The organism is Ornithinimicrobium pekingense DSM 21552 (assembly GCF_000421185.1).
GTDB lineage: Bacteria > Actinomycetota > Actinomycetes > Actinomycetales > Dermatophilaceae > Ornithinicoccus > Ornithinicoccus pekingensis.
Genome location: NZ_ATWJ01000015.1, coordinates 181,616 through 197,326 on the forward strand (window position 1 = coordinate 181,616; position 15,711 = coordinate 197,326).

General features: G+C 72.8%; 14 protein-coding genes. 7 read left to right on the forward strand and 7 right to left on the reverse strand.

The genetic code is table 11. From position 1 onward, the window contains the following. Positions 1 to 23 precede the first annotated feature (23 nt). A complete protein-coding gene (locus K330_RS0117770; protein ID WP_022923164.1) occupies positions 24 to 1,544 on the forward strand; it encodes a sensor histidine kinase in 1,521 nt (506 codons plus the stop codon). Between the two features lie 15 nt (positions 1,545 to 1,559). Here K330_RS0117770 and K330_RS0117775 read toward each other — a convergent pair whose 3' ends face one another. Continuing rightward, complete coding sequence (locus K330_RS0117775) at positions 1,560 to 1,808, reverse strand: WhiB family transcriptional regulator (RefSeq protein ID WP_022923165.1); 249 nt, start codon at positions 1,806 to 1,808, stop codon at positions 1,560 to 1,562. Positions 1,809 to 2,144: 336 nt separating this feature from the next. Between K330_RS0117775 and K330_RS0117780 the strand changes: the two genes are divergently transcribed. The 4 genes from K330_RS0117780 to K330_RS0117795 all read left to right on the forward strand — a co-directional run bounded on the left by K330_RS0117780 (position 2,145) and on the right by K330_RS0117795 (position 7,009). Then, on the forward strand, positions 2,145 to 3,356 hold the full coding sequence (locus tag K330_RS0117780; protein WP_022923166.1) for an amidohydrolase: 1,212 nt from the start codon (positions 2,145 to 2,147) through the stop codon (positions 3,354 to 3,356). A 79-nt stretch (positions 3,357 to 3,435) separates the two neighbouring features. Continuing rightward, positions 3,436 to 5,385, forward strand: coding sequence for a polysaccharide pyruvyl transferase family protein (locus K330_RS0117785; protein WP_229665780.1), 1,950 nt, complete (start codon positions 3,436 to 3,438; stop codon positions 5,383 to 5,385). A gap of 11 nt (positions 5,386 to 5,396) precedes the next feature. Then, on the forward strand, positions 5,397 to 6,176 hold the full coding sequence (locus tag K330_RS0117790; RefSeq protein ID WP_022923168.1) for a hypothetical protein: 780 nt from the start codon (positions 5,397 to 5,399) through the stop codon (positions 6,174 to 6,176). Next, a complete protein-coding gene (locus K330_RS0117795) occupies positions 6,173 to 7,009 on the forward strand; it encodes a glycosyltransferase (protein WP_022923169.1) in 837 nt (278 codons plus the stop codon). Before K330_RS0117790 ends, K330_RS0117795 begins: the two co-directional genes overlap by 4 nt. Before the next feature lie 23 nt (positions 7,010 to 7,032). On the opposite strand, the gene K330_RS0117800 is transcribed toward K330_RS0117795, so the two are convergent. The 5 genes from K330_RS0117800 to K330_RS0117820 all read right to left on the reverse strand — a co-directional run bounded on the left by K330_RS0117800 (position 7,033) and on the right by K330_RS0117820 (position 12,146). Continuing rightward, positions 7,033 to 7,842 (reverse strand): (2Fe-2S)-binding protein, encoded by an 810-nt coding sequence (locus K330_RS0117800; RefSeq protein ID WP_022923170.1) that lies wholly within the window; start codon positions 7,840 to 7,842, stop codon positions 7,033 to 7,035. Beyond that, positions 7,839 to 10,490 (reverse strand): pyruvate, phosphate dikinase, encoded by a 2,652-nt coding sequence (gene ppdK, locus K330_RS0117805; RefSeq protein ID WP_022923171.1) that lies wholly within the window; start codon positions 10,488 to 10,490, stop codon positions 7,839 to 7,841. Before ppdK ends, K330_RS0117800 begins: the two co-directional genes overlap by 4 nt. Before the next feature lie 66 nt (positions 10,491 to 10,556). Continuing rightward, positions 10,557 to 11,396, reverse strand: a complete 840-nt coding sequence (locus K330_RS0117810) for a pyruvate, water dikinase regulatory protein (RefSeq protein WP_022923172.1) — start codon at positions 11,394 to 11,396, stop codon at positions 10,557 to 10,559. A gap of 43 nt (positions 11,397 to 11,439) precedes the next feature. Then, positions 11,440 to 11,736 (reverse strand): hypothetical protein, encoded by a 297-nt coding sequence (locus K330_RS0117815; RefSeq protein WP_022923173.1) that lies wholly within the window; start codon positions 11,734 to 11,736, stop codon positions 11,440 to 11,442. Positions 11,737 to 11,783: 47 nt separating this feature from the next. Continuing rightward, entirely contained in the window at positions 11,784 to 12,146 is a 363-nt protein-coding gene (locus K330_RS0117820) for a DUF4282 domain-containing protein (RefSeq protein ID WP_022923174.1), read from the reverse strand. 90 nt (positions 12,147 to 12,236) lie between these two features. Here K330_RS0117820 and miaA point away from each other — a divergent pair, with 90 nt between their 5' ends. Beyond that, entirely contained in the window at positions 12,237 to 13,208 is a 972-nt protein-coding gene (gene miaA / locus K330_RS0117825) for a tRNA (adenosine(37)-N6)-dimethylallyltransferase MiaA (protein WP_229665781.1), read from the forward strand. A gap of 173 nt (positions 13,209 to 13,381) precedes the next feature. On the opposite strand, the gene K330_RS0117830 is transcribed toward miaA, so the two are convergent. After that, positions 13,382 to 14,005, reverse strand: coding sequence for a class I SAM-dependent methyltransferase (locus K330_RS0117830; protein WP_022923176.1), 624 nt, complete (start codon positions 14,003 to 14,005; stop codon positions 13,382 to 13,384). A gap of 130 nt (positions 14,006 to 14,135) precedes the next feature. Between K330_RS0117830 and hflX the strand changes: the two genes are divergently transcribed. Continuing rightward, positions 14,136 to 15,668, forward strand: a complete 1,533-nt coding sequence (hflX, locus tag K330_RS0117835; protein ID WP_022923177.1) for a GTPase HflX — start codon at positions 14,136 to 14,138, stop codon at positions 15,666 to 15,668. Positions 15,669 to 15,711: the final 43 nt, after the last annotated feature.

A 15,711-nucleotide genomic window follows, 5' to 3' on the forward strand; every position in this document is an offset into this window, starting at 1 on the left:
GTGCGTGCGGATAGAGTGCCGGGGTGCCGACCCTGCGTGACACCCTCTCGCGGACGACGCTGTCGCCCGCCGACGTCGACTGGCTGCACCGGCTCGTCGGCGACTGGCAGATGGTGGCCGACCTCTCCTTCGCCGACCTGACGCTGTGGATCCCCGTCGCGCTCGACGACGAGCAGGACCGGCACCTGTCGCCGTGGCTGCTGGCCGCGCACGCCCGCCCGACCACGGGTCCGAACTTCTACCACGACGACGTCATCGGGTCCCCGCCCACGCCCGACCGGGAGAAGTGGCTCATCGACGTCCTGCAGTCCGGCAGGCCCGTGACGCCCGAGGAGATGGGCTACGTCCGCGAGCAGTACGTGCCCGTGGTGCGGCGCGGCCGGACCATCGCGGTGCTCATCCGCCACACCGACCTGCAGAACATGCGGCAGCAGGGCGGGCTGGAGGTCAACTACCTGCAGATCAGCCAGCAGCTGTTCAGCATGATCGCCGAGGGGGGCTTCCCGATCGACGCGGCGGCCACCGGCGTCGGGCGGGGGACCCCCCGCGTCGGCGACGGGGTCGTGCGGCTCACCGCGGACGGGCTCATCGACTACGCCAGCCCCAACGCGGTCTCCGCGCTGCGCCGGCTGGGGCACACCGACCAGGTCAACGGCGCCGACCTCTCCGAGATCGTCACGACCCGCCTGCCGCAGGGCACGATGATCGACGAGACCGTCCCGCTGGTGCTGACCGGCCGGGCGCCGTGGGGCACCGAGATCGAGACCGGCACGATCAACCTGACCCTGCGCGCCGTCCCGCTCACGCGCGGGGGCCAGCGCATCGGCGCGCTGCTGCTGCTGCGCGACGTGAGCGAGATCCGCCGCCGCGAGCGTGAGCTGCTCAGCAAGGAGGCGACGATCCGGGAGATCCACCACCGGGTCAAGAACAACCTGCAGACGGTCGCGGCACTGCTGCGGCTGCAGTCGCGGCGGCTGGACGACCCGCGGGCCAAGGAGGCGCTCGCCGAGGCGGGCCGCCGGCTGTCGACCGTGGCGCTGGTGCACGACACGCTGAGCCAGGGCTTCTCGGAGCAGGTCGACTTCGACGAGGTCGCCACCCGCATCCTGCGGGCCACGGTCGAGGTCGCCTCGACCCGCACGGTCGTGGCCACCGAGCTGCGCGGCTCCTTCGGCAAGCTGCTGGCCGAGGACGCGACGCACCTGGCGATGGTCCTGGCCGAGCTCGTCCACAACGCCGTCGAGCACGGCTTCGAGGAGCACCGGGACGGTCAGGCGGTGCCCGAGGAGGTGCCGGCGCCGCGCGTGGTGGTCGAGGCGGTGCGCGGCCGGGTGGGCCGGCAGGACGTCGTCGACGTCGCGGTCTGCGACAACGGCCAGGGTCTGCCGCCGGGAGCGGAGGGACCCGACCGTTCGGGCCTGGGTATGCAGATCGTCGAGGCGCTCATCACCGACCTGCGCGGGCGGATCGCCTGGGAGACGCGAGAGCCGCACGGGACCGTCGTGCGGTTCACCGTGCGGCTGCGGTCGTCGTCGGGGGGATGAGCCGGGGTGGTGGCCTCAGCCTGCGCGCCGGGCGCGCGCCTTGCGACGCTTGAGGGCGCGGCGCTCGTCCTCGGAGAGCCCGCCCCAGACGCCGGCGTCCTGGCCGGTCTCGAGCGCCCACTTCAGGCAGGTGTCGATGACCGGACAGGTACGGCAGACGGCCTTGGCATCCTCGATCTGCTGCAGGGCGGGCCCCGTGTTGCCGATCGGGAAGAACAGCTCCGGGTCCTCGTCCAGGCAGGCTGCGCGGTCGCGCCAGTCCATCAGTCGTTGCTCCTTGGGTCTACGGTCACGCGCCGGGGTAGCGTGTGTCGTGCTCGTCGGCCCCGGTCCAGGGCGCAGGGGTCTCGCCTGGACGGAAGAGGGTCGACACGTCGGTGTATCCGTCGCAGCGAGCTCACGGTGGTAGGCAAGCCGCTCACGTCTGACCGTGCCAACGCCGGGCGCGAGCACAGTGTTCCCCATCCTCGCAGAGGGTCTGGCGCGGCACAAGGGTCATGACCTGTGGGTAGGCTGGGAACGGTGAGGCATGGGTCACACCGCCACGGAGCCTAGGGTGGGCGGAGCCACCGTCCCCGACCGCTCGAGGAGCACGCACCCATGACCCAGGCCACCACCCGCCCCACCGCTCTCGTCGGAGCCCGCGTCGTGCCCGTCGACGCCGCGCCGGTCGAGGACGGGGTCGTCATCCTGCGCGACGGCCGGATCGAGGCCGTCGGCACCCGGCAGGACGTGCCGGTGCCCGAGGACGCCGAGGTCGTCGACTGCTCCGGCGGCTGGCTCCTGCCCGGCCTCATCGACGCCCACGTCCACCTCGGCGTGTGGGAGGAGGGCGAGGGGTGGGCCGGCCAGGACACCAACGAGATGACCGACCCGGTCATGGCCGCCGCCCGCGCGATCGACGGCATCAACCCCCGGGAGCAGGGCTTCGACGACGCGCTCATGGGCGGCATCACCACCGTCAACGTCAACCCCGGCTCGGGCAACCCGATCGGCGGGCAGGCCGTGGCGCTGAAGACCTACGGCCGTGTCGTCGACGAGATGGTCCTGCGCAACCCCTCCGGCGTGAAGGCCGCCCTGGGCGAGAACCCCAAGCGCGTCTACGGCGACCAGAAGAAGACGCCCTCCACCCGGCTGGGGGTCGCCCTGGTCCTGCGCCGGGCCTTCGCCGCGGCCCGCTCCTACCAGGCGCGCGTCGCCGGGGCCGAGGGCAAGCCGGTCGACACCGACCTGGTCAGCGAGATCCTCGTCAAGGTGCTGGAGCGGGAGATCCCCTGGCGTCAGCACTGCCACCGCGCCGACGACATCGCGACCGCGCTGCGGCTGGCCGACGAGTTCGGCTACCGGCTGGTCCTGGACCACGGCACGGAGAGCTACCTGATGGCCGACCTGCTCGCCGAGAAGGGCGTCCCCGTCCTCTACGGGCCGATGATCGTCAGCCGCTCCAAGGTCGAGGTGCGCGACCGGTCGCTGCGCGCACCCGGCATCCTCGACCGCGCCGGCGTGCAGGTCTCGATCATCACCGACCACCCGGTCGTGCCGATCGAGTACCTCATCACCCAGGTCGCGCTGGCCGTGCGCGAGGGCATGGACCGCGACGCCGCGCTGCGCAGCGTGACCCTCAACCCCGCCGCCGTGCTGGGCGTGGAGGAGCGCGTGGGTTCCATCACCGTGGGCAAGGACGCCGACGTCGTGCTGTGGTCCGGCGACCCGCTCGACCTGCAGTCGCGGGTGCTGCGCACCTACCTCGACGGCGCCGAGGTCTACACCTGGGACCAGGAGGCGGGCGCCGGGCGCGTCGCGCCGCGCTGATCGGGCCGACAGACCCGGAGGCGGCACCCCCCGGACCGGGATTGGGAGGGTGCCCTGCCTGCCGCTACCCTGGTGAGGTTTGACGTGTCCCCGTCCGGCCCCCCGGGTCGGCGGGCACGTCGTCCCCGACCCCGACCCAGGACGGACCTCGATGAACCCTGTCTCGCCGGCTGACCCGACCACCGCCCCCGGAGTGGTGGTGGACGCACCCGTCGAGGCCGCGACGGTCCGCGACGACCTCGTGGTGTGCTCGTTCTACACCGACGACGACTACTACCGCGGGCACGCGGACCGCCTGCGAGCGGCGCTGGACCGGCTGGGGCTGGCGCACGAGATGGAGGAGATCCACAAGCCGGCCGGGGCCGACTGGGCCGACATGACGCGGCGCAAGATCGGCTTCCTGGCCGAGGTGTGCGAGCGCAACCCGGACAAGAAGGTCTTCTGGATCGACGTCGACTGCTCGCTGCTGTCCCTGCCCGGCTACGTCGCCGACTTCACGGCCGACATCGTCGGGTTCCAGCGCGGCTTCTCCACCCCGCTGTCGATCGGGTACGCCAACCGGACCCGGTTCTGGGAGCCGTGCTTCTTCGGCATCGGGACCACCCCGGCCGCCCGCCGCTTCGTCGAGGACGCCCGCCGGGCCGAGCGGGACATGAGCATCAAGGCGACCGACGACTACTTCTTCGAGGAGTCCTGGCGCAGCAACGCCGAGCGGTTGAGCTTCCAGGTGCTGCCCAGCGCCGCGGTGCTCAGCCGGGCCAACGTCGAGTCGGGTGTCGTGCCGTTCTTCTCCTTCGGCTCCAGCGGCAACGTCGAGGAGTTCAAGCACAAGGTGGTCCAGCACAAGAGCATCGGCGGCATGGTCGCGCCCCGGCCGCCGCGGCTCGTGCGGGGTCCGCTCCGGTCGGCGCTGAGGAGCGCCAAGCGGGTGGAGCGGGCACTGCCCGACAAGGTCCGTCGCCCGGCGCGCCGGATCGCCGACCAGGTCGGTGTGACCCACCTGCTCACCCGTTCGGGCGCCGTCGGTCAGACCCGCCCGAGCGCGTCGGCGCACCGTGGCCGTCTGGTCCGACAGATGATCGCCGCCTCGCAGCGCGGCGAGGTGGAGACGGTCGGTTCGACCTTCGCGCGGCTGGAGGCCAGCGGGGTGCTGACCACGGGGGAGAGGGTGGCCAAGGCTGCCGCCGACTCCTTCGCGCACTTCGCCGGGCTCGCGCCGGAGCTCGACCCCGTCGCACTGTCGTGGTGGGCCCGCCCGTTCCCGGGCAACTTCGGTGACTGGCTCAGCCCGCTGGTGGTCAGCGAGGTCAGCGGCCGGGGCGTGCGCTACGTCCCGCCGACCGCGCCCACGCAGACCCCCCACCTGGTCTCGATCGGCTCCATCGGCCGCTTCATCATGCCGCGGTCCATCGTCGTGGGCACCGGCATCAGCAGCGAGGACGTCGAGCTGGCGGCGAGGGCGACCTACCTGTCCGTCCGTGGCCCGGTCACCGCCCAGGTGCTGCGCGACAGCGGCGGTCCGGACGTCGAGTCCTTCGGCGACCCCGGTGCCCTGCTGTCGCGCATCCTGCCGGTCGAGCGCGGCGAGACCAACGGACGCATGCTGCTCGTGCGCCACTTCAAGCACGCCAACGTGCCGCTCGTGCTGCCGGAGGGCATGGACGAGCTCGCGGTGCAGATGTCCCACCCGGAGCACATCCGCACCTTCGTCGAGCAGCTCAACGCCTACGACGCCGTCGTCACCAGCGCGATGCACGTCATGATCGCCTGCCACAGCTACGGCATCCCGTGCGCGCTCGTCAGCTTCGAGGGGCTGGAGGCAGCGGTGCACGGCAGCGGCGTCAAGTACGGCGACTACAGCCGCGGCGCGGGCCTGTCGACCGTGCACGAGCCCACCGTGCTCGGCCTGGACCTGCGGCGCTACACCTTCGACGACCTGCTGTCCGTGGAGCGGATCGGCGAGGAGAAGCTGGACGAGATCGAGCAGGCCGTGCGCCTCGGCGTCACCGCCTTCCTCGAGGACGCCTGAGGGACCGGCCGGTGCTCGGGCACCTCATGACGGCGCTGCGGCGCCTCTTCCCCTCCCGCTGGGCGCGGCTCGAGGTCGTCGGGCTCGTCCTGGTGATGGCTGCCGTGCCGATCGTGGAGATGCTGGTCATCCGGCTCTTCTCCGACCTGGTCATCCACGGGCCGCAGCAGCTGCGCGACGGCGCCGACGTGACCACCGCGGTGGCGCTCTTCCTCGCCGCCCTCGCGGTGGCGCGGCTGATGCACCATCTGGTCCGGATCGCGCGTGTCGGCGTCTTCCGGCGCCGGTTCGAGCAGCTGGAGGCCACACGGACCGCCAGTCGGCAGAGCTGGGACTGGGCCTTGGCGCTCGAGCTGTCCGGAGTGCTGGTCAGCATCGTCCAGGTGGTCGCCTTCTGCGTGCTGTTCCTGGTGCTCGACCCCCTCGTGGCGCTGGCCAACGTGGTCGTGGTCGTGGTCGTCCTCGCGGTGGTCGGCCGGTTCTACTCCGGGGAGCTGCACCGGCAGCAGGACTACGTGACGATGGGCAGCCGCCCGGGGAGCACCCCGATCAACGACCGGGTCGGGGGGCGGATCAAGATCGCCGAGCTGGGAGCGCTCCTCGGCAGCGCCGGGATGGCGCTCGTCCTCGTCCTGGTGCTGGTGCGCACGCTGGGCGGCGAGATCGCCAGCAGCGACGCCGTGGTCTTCTTCCTCGGGCTGCGTCTGCTCTACGGGCAGGTCGGCACCTACTCCGCCGGCATCATGCGCTTTGCCCGCGCAGCGGCCCGCACCGACCTGGTGAGCGCGTGAGCACCTACGACCGCGACCTGACCATCGCCTACTCCAGCCTGGCCCACCGGGTCCCCGGCATCGTGGCGCCCACCGTCGACGGGGTGGAGATCCTGGTCTGCGTCCAGGGTCTGGGGGAGGCGGGCATGCCGGGGCTCCCGGTCGAGGTGGACCGGGTGGTGACCGTGGACGGCCGGGGCGTCGCGCGTAGCCGCAACGCCGCGATCGACGCGGCGAGCTGCCGCTACCTGCTCTTCTGCGACGACGACGTCGAGGTGCAGATCGACGACGTCCTCGCCGCGGTGGCCTACCTGCGCCGGACCGGGGGCGCGATCGCGCTGGGTCGAGGGATGGACCCGGAGGGGCGGTTGCGCAAGAACTACCCCTCCGACAGGCCCGTCCCGCTGACCCTGCTCAACTCCGCCAAGGCGGCGACCTACGAGATGCTTGTCGACGTGCACCAGGTGCGTGCTGCGGGGGTGCGCTTCGACGAGCGGTTCGGTGCAGGCGTCGACACCTACCTGGGCGACGAGTACCTCTTCATCGCCGACCTCCTGCGTGCCGGGCTGCGCGGCGACTCGCTGCCCTTCGTGTACGGCGTGCACCCCGAGACGAGCTCGGGGTCACGCTGGGGCGGCGAGGACCTGCACGTGCGTGCCGTCGTGCTCAACCACGTCTTCGGCAGGTTGGCTCCAGCGGCGCGGTTCGTCTTCGCCCTGCGCCGGCGCGAGGAGATCGGCGGGGTGACGTCGCTGGCCCGCTTCGTCGCCGACTCCACGACGCTGGCCCCGGACCGTGCGCGGCCGGGGTCGGTGCGCCAGGACGGCCCGGTCCGCCGCGACAGCGTCGCCTGACGCTGCCGGTCGTGCGCCCGCACCTAGTGGGCAGGGGTGACCTGCTCCGGGCGGCCGGGCGCCAGCACGCAGTCGGGGCACAGCCCGTGTCCGGGCAGCCGGTAGAAGACGCAGCAGCCGCTGCGCACGAACGCCTCGCCGGCATGCTCCATGGCGCCGCCGACACCCCTCGGCAGACCTGCGCTGTCGACCGCTCCGCCTCCGGCGGCGACCTCCGGCCGGGTGAGCAGCAGGCGGGCGAGCTCCCAGGCGGCGGCCGCGCGCTCCGGCCGGTGGGTCGACAGCACCCGCGCCGCACCGACCAGCGCCGAGGTGCTGTTGCTCACCAGGACCCGCTCAGGTGTCCTCCCGACGTCGGCGCACGCAGCGTCCAGCACCGCCAGGCTGCCCGCGGCCACGGTGCGCACGATGACGTCTGCGGCCTCGGCGGGGGAGGAGACGGCATACCCGCGTGCCGGGTCGACCACCCCGAGCGGCACCTCCCCGCGGTGCACCGGGCTCGCCACCAGCGCGTCAGCCCCGAGGTCGGGCACCCAGCCCTCGAGCACCGCCGACCCCAGCGCGACCGACCACAGCCGGGAGGCGAGGCCGACCTGGGTCGCCGAGACGGCGACCTTGGGGTCGACCTCCTCGACGGCCGTCCCCGTGCTCGAAGCCAGGGCCGCACGCACCGTGGCGAAGCGGGCGCTCAGCGCCTCCCGGTCCAGGACCTGCGACCAGGGGACCGCGTCCGACCCGGTGCGCGGGGGCGTGGCCAGGGCGAAGAACCCGCCGAGCCCGGCCAGCGTGGTGCCGGCGCGGGCACCGGCCGCGGCGTCCGTCCCGGCCGTCACCGGGACCCGTCGAGCACCGCCCGCGCCGCGGCGAACCGGGCGATCGGCACCCGGAAGGGCGAGCACGAGACGTAGGTGAGGCCGAGCTCCTCGAAGAGGGCGATGGAGGAGGGGTCGCCGCCGTGCTCGCCGCAGACCCCGAGCTTGAGGTCGGACTTGGCCGACCGCCCGCGCTCGGCGCCGATCTGGACCAGCCCGCCGACGCCGTCCTTGTCGATCGTCTCGAAGGGGTTGCTCGGGATGACGTCCTCGGCGACGTAGGCGGACAGGAACCCGCCCTCGGCGTCGTCGCGGCTGATGCCGATCCCGGTCTGGGTCAGGTCGTTGGTGCCGAAGGAGAAGAAGTCGGCGTGCTGGGCGATCTGGTCGGCCACGATCGCCGCGCGCGGCAGCTCGATCATGGTGCCGACGGTGACGTCGAGCTGCTCACCGGCCGCCTCCAGCTCGTCGGCGACCACCCGCTCGACGATCTCGCGCTGCACCTTCAGCTCGGAGGCGTAGGCGACCAGCGGGATCATGATCTCCACCCCGACCGTCTCGCCCTCGCGCTCGCGCACCGCCAGCGCGGCGCGGATGATCGCCCGGGTCTGCATCTCGGGGATCTCCGGGTAGAGCATCGCCAGCCGGCAGCCGCGGGTGCCCAGCATCGGGTTCTGCTCGTGCAGGCGCTTGACCTGGCCGAGCAGGGCACGGGCCGACGACAGCTCGTCGGGGTCGCCCCCGGTCAGCTCGAGGCGCTGGACGAGCAGCGACTGCTCGACCAGGTCCGGGAGGAACTCGTGCAGCGGCGGGTCGAGCAGCCGGACGGTCACCGGCAGGCCCTTCATCGCGGTGAAGATGCCCTCGAAGTCCTCCTGCTGCATCGGCAGGATCCGCTCCAGGGCCTCGGCCCGCTCCTCCTGCGACTCCGCCAGGATCATGTCGCGCACCGCGGGCAGCCGGTCGGCCGCCATGAACATGTGCTCCGTGCGGCACAGGCCGATGCCCTCGGCGCCCAGCTCGCGAGCCTTGGCGGCGTCCTCGGCGGTGTCGGCGTTGGCGCGCACCCCGAGCCGGCGGATCTCGTCGGACCAGCCCACGATCGCGCTGAAGTCCTCGTTGATCTGCGGGGGCACCAGCTCCAGGGCCTCTCCGTAGACGTCACCGGTCGAGCCGTCCAGGGTGATGACCTCACCCTCGGCGAAGGTCCGGTCGCCCACGGTCAGCGTCCGGTCCGCGGTGTTGATGCGGATGCCCTGGGCGCCGGCGACGCAGGGCTTGCCCATGCCGCGCGCGACCACGGCCGCGTGCGACGTCATACCCCCGTGCGCCGTGAGGACGCCCTGGGCGCCGATGACGCCGTGGATGTCGTCGGGCGTGGTCTCGTAGCGCACCAGCACGACCGCCTCCCCGGCGTGCCCCTTGGCCGCCGCGGTGTCGGCGTCGAAGACGAGCGCGCCGACGGCGGCGCCGGGGGAGGCGGGCAGGCCCTTGGTGATCGGCGAGCGCCCGTGGTCGGGGTCGATGGCCGGGTGGAGCAGCTGGTCGAGCTGGCCGGGCGCGACCCGGTGCAGCGCCTCCTCGCGGGTGAGCACGCCCTCGTCGACCATGTCGCGGGCCACGCGCAGGGCCGCGGCGGCGGTGCGCTTGCCGCTGCGGGTCTGCAGCAGGTAGAGCGTGCCCTCCTCGACGGTGAACTCGATGTCCTGCATGTCCTTGTAGTGCGACTCCAGGTCGCGCATGGTCTGCAGCAGCTGGGTGTAGGCCTCGGGCAGCACCTGCTCCATCTCCGCCAGCGGGCGCGGGGTGCGGATGCCGGCGACGACGTCCTCGCCCTGGGCGTTGACGAGGAACTCGCCGTAGAGCTCGTGGACGCCGGTGGAGGGGTTGCGGGTGAAGCAGACGCCGGTGGCGGAGGTGTCGCCGCGGTTGCCGAAGACCATCTGCATGACGTTGACCGCGGTGCCGAGGTCGTCGGGTATGTCGTTGGCGCGGCGGTAGACGCGGGCGCGGGGGGTGTCCCAGGAGCGGAAGACGGCGTCGATGGCGCCCCGCAGCTGCTCGCGCGGGTCGGCGGGCAGGTCACGGCCGAGCTCGCGGCGCGAGACGTCCTTGAAGGTGGCGACGAGCTCCTTGAGGTCGTCGGTGGACAGGTCGGTGTCCTGCTCGACGCCGCGCCGGGCCTTGAGCGAGGTCAGCTCGTCCTCGAACAGGTGCGGGGGCACGCCCTCGACGACCTCGCCGTACATCTGCAGGAAGCGGCGGTAGGAGTCCCAGGCGAAGCGGGGGTTGTCGGACTCGGCGCCCAGCGCCTCGACGGTCTCGTCGCCGATGCCCAGGTTGAGGATGGTGTCCATCATGCCGGGCATGGAGTGCACGGCTCCGGAGCGCACCGAGAGCAGCAACGGTGCCTGGGCGCCGCCGAGCGTGCGGCCGGTGCGCTCCTCGAGCCGCTCGAGGGAGGCCAGCACGTCGTCCCACAGGCGCTCGGGCCACTGCCCCTGCGCCTCCATGGTCGCGACGCAGGCGGCGGTGCTCACGGTGAAGCCGTCCGGGACGGGGATCCCCAGGCGCTTCATCTCGGCGAGGTTGGCGCCCTTGCCACCGAGGATGGTGCGCATCGACGCGTTCCCCTCGGACATGTCGTAGAGGTACTGGGTGTCGCTCATGTCGGCTCCGCTCTCCGTTGAAACGTCCGGGCCCCGCGGCCCGCTGCCGACTTTATCGCCAGGTGGTCAGCGGCCCTGCGCCGCCTCCCTCCTTCGCTGGACCATCTCGATGACCCGTCCGGCGGCCTCCTCCAGGGCCAGCGTGGTGGTGTCGATGACGGGGCAGCCCAGGCTGCGCTGGACCGCCGCCACCTCGTCGAGCTCGTCGAAGATCTTGACCAGCTCGGTGTAGCCGTCGCGCTGGACCGCGTGCGAGCCCATGGCCCGCACGCGCCGGGTCCGGATCTCGGCGAGGCGCTCGGGGTCGATGGTCAGCCCGACGATCTTCCAGCGCTGCACCTGGTGCAGCTCGGCGGGTGCCGGGATGCCCGGGACGAGCGGGATGTTGGCGGTCTTGTAGCCCAGGTAGCCCAGGTACATCGACAGCGGCGTCTTGCCCGAGCGGCTGACGCCGATGAGCACGATGTCGGCCTCGCGCAGGTGGTTCTGCAGGTGGCCGTCGTCGTTGGCGATGGAGAACTCCATGGCCTGCACCCGCTTGAAGTAGTCCTCGCTCACCCCGACCGGGCGGACCACCCGCTCGGGGTCCTGGCCGGTCGCGTCCCGCAGCGCGCCGACGGCCTGCTCGAGCAGGTCGGCGTGCGGCAGGCTGCGCTCGGCGCACAGCGAGCGCACCAGCTGGCGCAGGCCCTCGTCGACGACGGTGGAGAAGACCACGGTGCGGGCGCGCGCGGGGTGCATGCGCGCGAAGGCGTCGTGCAGCCCCTCGGCCGTGGACTGCCGGGGGTGGCGGATGATCCGCACGTCGTAGCCGACGTACTGCGCCGCCGCGGCCCGGGCGACGCGCGCGGCGGTGTCGCCGGTCGAGTCGGCGATGATGTGGACCTCGATCGGGGTGTCCACCATGGCGCTCAGGGTATGGGGTCGGCGCACCGACGGGGCGCGGCGCTCAGACCGGCTCGTTGCGCGAGCCGGGCGCCGGCTCGGTGCCGGTGCCCTCGACGTCGCTCGGCTCGGCCTGGTCCTGCGCGCGGCTGACGTCGTCCTGCACGGTCTCGGGGACGCTGTCGGCGCCGGCCAGGATGTCGGGCCCGGTGTCCTCGGCGTCCTCGACCGCCGCGAAGGCCGCCTCGGGGTCCTGCTCCGCGTCGCTCTCGAGCTCGCGGCTGGTCACGCCGAAGGAGCCGCCCACGAAGGAGGGCGTCCCGGAGGCGTCGGGCTGGCGGGGCAGGTCGCTGTCAGACATGCCGACAGCCTGCCGCCCGTGCGCGCGGGCGGCAACCGCGAGGAGACCTACAGCCGCCCCGAGCGGTTGTGGTGCACGTCCTCGCTCAGGCGGATCACGGCGTAGTAGAGCTCGAGGCTCATGCGGAAGAACGCCAGGTAGAAGATGCCGAGCAGGGGAGCGGCGAGCAGCTGGACGACCCCCAGCAGCGGGCTGGCGCCGAACCCGTCACCGAAGTGACGGAAGGCGCTGAAGAACACGACCAGGGTCAGCAGCCCGATGAGGACGAGGCCGACGACATAGACGACCTTGACGATCTTCGGGGTGACGAAGTGGTTGAAGCTCAGGTCGAACAGGGCCCTGAAGAAACCGACGTCACCGCGGTCGGTGGTGCGGGTGGGCTGCCCGGGGTCGGGCACGGATGCGGACACGGAGGACCTCCTGGGTCGGTCTGGTCGAGAGGGACGACCGACCGGGATCCCTGGACCCCGGTCGCAGCGCCCGGTGACAGGATGGCAAGCGTGACCAGCACAGACCCGCAGGCAGGAGGCGTGTCGCCGACCTCGACGACGGTCCGGTCACCGGTCGTCGCGGTCGTCGGCGCCACGGCGACCGGCAAGTCCGACCTCGGTGTCGCGCTGGCCGAGGCCCTCGGCGGCGAGGTCGTCAACGCCGACGCCTCCCAGCTCTACCGCGGGATGGACGTGGGCACGGCCAAGCTGCCCGAGGCGCAGCGGCACGGCATACCCCACCACCAGCTGGACGTGCTCGAGGTGACGCAGGAGGCCAGCGTCGCGACCTACCAGCAGGCGGCGCGCGACGACCTCGCGAGGGTGCGCTCCCGCGGGGCCGTGCCGGTGGTCGTCGGCGGGTCGGGTCTCTACGTGCGCGCCCTGCTGGACCGGCTCGAGATCCCACCGACCGACCCGACCGTCCGCGGCCGCTGGGAGCAGGAGCTGGAGCGCGTGGGGGTCGCGCGGCTGCACGAGCTGCTGGGCGAGCGCGACCCCGCCGCCGCTGCGGCCATCGAACCGCGCAACGGGCGCCGGGTCGTGCGGGCGCTGGAGGTCATCGAGCTCACCGGCCGGCCGTTCAGCGCCACCATGCCGACCCGCGAGCTCGTCGAGCCCACGGTGCTCCTGGGACTGCGCGCCGACCGGGAGGTCCTCGACGAGCGGATCGCCCACCGGGCCGGGCGGATGTGGCGCGAGGGGCTCGTCGAGGAGGTGCGCGGGCTGGTCGACCGGGGCCTGCGGGAGGGGCGCACGGCCTCCCGGGCCGTCGGCTACGCCCAGGCGCTGCGCCAGCTGGACGGGGAGCTGACCGAGGACGAGGCGGTCGCGGACACCGTGGTCGCGACCCGGCGGCTGGCGCGCCGCCAGGAGCGGTGGTTCGGCCCTGACCCCCGGGTCGTCTGGCTCGAGCACGACGCGCCGGACCTGCTCGAGCAGGCGCTCGCGGCGGTGGGGTCGGGGGAGCCGGCCGGCTCGTGACCAGCCTGCGTTCCGCGCGCTCCTGACCACTCGCGACGTCGAGCTGTCAGGGCCCGCGATGCTGACGGGGCGTTCCGCGGGTCACGACAGGCCCGGTCGCGACGACCTCAGGGGTTCACGTGCGCGCTGCAGGTCGGCAGGGTCGGGCGTGTCCCGGCACGGGGCGCGGCAGCTCAGTCCCGTCGCACGCGCAGGACGCGGAAGCCCTTGCTGCTCGCCTGACGGGTGACCTCGACCGGCCCCATGAGCCCGGGAAGGGTCTGCTGCAGCCAGGTCTGGAGGGAGTCGGCGCCCAGGTTCTTCTGCACCACGAGGTATGCCGCGCTGCCGCCGCCCGGCGCCAGGCGCGGCAGCCAGGTCCCGAGCATGTCGTGCAGCACGGCCTTGCCCACGCGGATCGGCGGGTTGGACCAGATGAGGTCGAACCGCGCGTCGGAAGGGACCGCGTCCGGAGTGCCGGCGACGACGCCGGTGCAGCCCAGCGCCACGGCGTTGCGGCGGCACAGGTCCAGCGCGCGCTCGTTGACGTCGACCGCGTGCACCGTCGCGGATGGGGAGGTCAGGGCCATCGTCAGCGCCAGGGGACCCCAGCCGCAGCCGAGGTCGAGGAAGGTGCCCTCCGACGGGGGCGGGGGCGCCTCCGCGAGCAGGACACGGGTGCCCTTGTCGACCCCGTCTGGGGAGAAGATGCCGCCCGCCGTCACGACCTCGACCTCCCGGCCCGCCAGGCGGACGGGGACGCGCCGCAGCTCGCCGTCGGAGGCGGGACGTGCGGTGAAGTAGTGGTCGGCGGTCACGCCCGCAGTCTAGGAGCGCTGCGGGCGGGCAGAAATCGGTGGCCCCGGGCGTTGACCGGTGAGACAGTGGAGGGACGGGCGAAGGACAGCCCGCCGAGAGCCTTCCGGCACATCCTTGGACAAGGAGACCATGACCCAACCGCACGAGCCCACCGAGATCCGTCGTTCGACCCTGCTGGAGCGCCGCGCCGAGGCCCTGGCCGACGACCGGTCCGGGTCGGGGAGCACGACCGAGGAGTGGGGCACCTGGGACGGCGAGGCTGCCGGATCCCACGACAGCGTCGACGGGGACCAGCTCGAGCGCGAGGAGCGCGCTGCGCTCCGTCGCGTCGCGGGGCTGTCCACCGAGCTCGAGGACATCACCGAGGTCGAGTACCGCCAGCTCCGGCTGGAGCGGGTCGTCCTCGCCTCGGTCTGGACCGACGACGGCCAGACCACCGTGGAGGACGCGGAGAACTCGCTGCGCGAGCTCGCCGCGCTCGCCGAGACCGCCGGGTCGGAGGTGCTCGACGGTGTCATCCAGCGCCGGCTCAAGCCCGACCCCGCGACCTACCTCGGCTCGGGCAAGGCCAAGGAGCTGCGCGACATCGTCGCCGCCGAGGGCGCGGACACCGTCATCTGCGACGGCGAGCTGAGCCCGTCCCAGCGGCGCGCGCTGGAGGACGTCGTCAAGGTCAAGGTCATCGACCGGACCGCGCTCATCCTCGACATCTTCGCCCAGCACGCGCAGAGCCGGGAGGGCCGGGCCCAGGTCGAGCTCGCCCAGCTGCAGTACCTGCTGCCGCGCCTGCGCGGCTGGGGTGACTCGATGTCCCGGCAGGCCGGTGGCCGGGTCGCCGGCGGTGAGGGCATCGGCTCCCGCGGTCCCGGTGAGACCAAGATCGAGCTGGACCGGCGCCGGATCAACACCCGCATCTCCAAGCTGCGCCGCGACATCGCCGCCATGAAGACGGTGCGTGACACCAAGCGCGGCTCCCGCCGCGCCAACAAGGTGCCCAGCGTGGCGATCGTCGGCTACACCAACGCCGGCAAGTCCTCGCTGCTCAACCGGCTGACCGGCGCCGGCGTGCTGGTGGAGAACCAGCTCTTCGCCACGCTGGACCCCACGGTGCGCCGGACCGAGTCCGAGGACGGTCGCGTCTACACCCTGGCCGACACCGTCGGCTTCGTGCGGCACCTGCCGCACCAGCTCGTCGAGGCGTTCCGCTCGACGCTGGAGGAGGCCGCCCTGGCCGACGTGCTCCTGCACGTCGTCGACGGGTCCCACCCCGACCCCGAGGGCCAGATCCAGGCGGTGCACACGGTCCTGGGCGAGGTGGAGGACGGCGCCGCGCTGCGGCTGCCCGAGATCATCGCGGTCAACAAGGCCGACGTGGCCGACCCGGAGGTGCTCGACCGCCTGCGCAGGATGTACGACCGTGTCGTGGTCGTCTCCGCCAGGACCGGGCAGGGCGTCGACGAGCTCGTCGAGGTGATCGAGTCCGTCCTGCCCCGCCCGCAGATCCAGGTCGACGTGCTCGTGCCCTACTCCCGCGGTGACCTGGTCGCCCGGGTCCACGACGAGGGCGAGATCCTCGAGGAGGAGCACACGGCCGACGGCACCCGGATGAGCGCCAAGGTGGACGAGGACCTGCACGGCCACCTCAGCGACTACGCGGTCTGACCCGCCGCGCCCGCGCGCCCACCCTCCCCGGTGTGTGGAAGGG

Bases quoted from the DNA above. Each gene is read 5' to 3' on its own strand.
- K330_RS0117775 (WP_022923165.1), bottom strand. From the start codon at position 1,808: ATGGACTGGCGCGACCGCGCAGCCTGCCTGGACGAGGACCCGGAGCTG.
- K330_RS0117780 (WP_022923166.1), top strand. From the start codon at position 2,145: ATGACCCAGGCCACCACCCGCCCCACCGCTCTCGTCGGAGCCCGCGTC.
- ppdK (WP_022923171.1), bottom strand. From the start codon at position 10,490: ATGAGCGACACCCAGTACCTCTACGACATGTCCGAGGGGAACGCGTCG.
- K330_RS0117810 (WP_022923172.1), bottom strand. From the start codon at position 11,396: ATGGTGGACACCCCGATCGAGGTCCACATCATCGCCGACTCGACCGGC.
- K330_RS0117815 (WP_022923173.1), bottom strand. From the start codon at position 11,736: ATGTCTGACAGCGACCTGCCCCGCCAGCCCGACGCCTCCGGGACGCCC.
- hflX (WP_022923177.1), top strand. From the start codon at position 14,136: ATGACCCAACCGCACGAGCCCACCGAGATCCGTCGTTCGACCCTGCTG.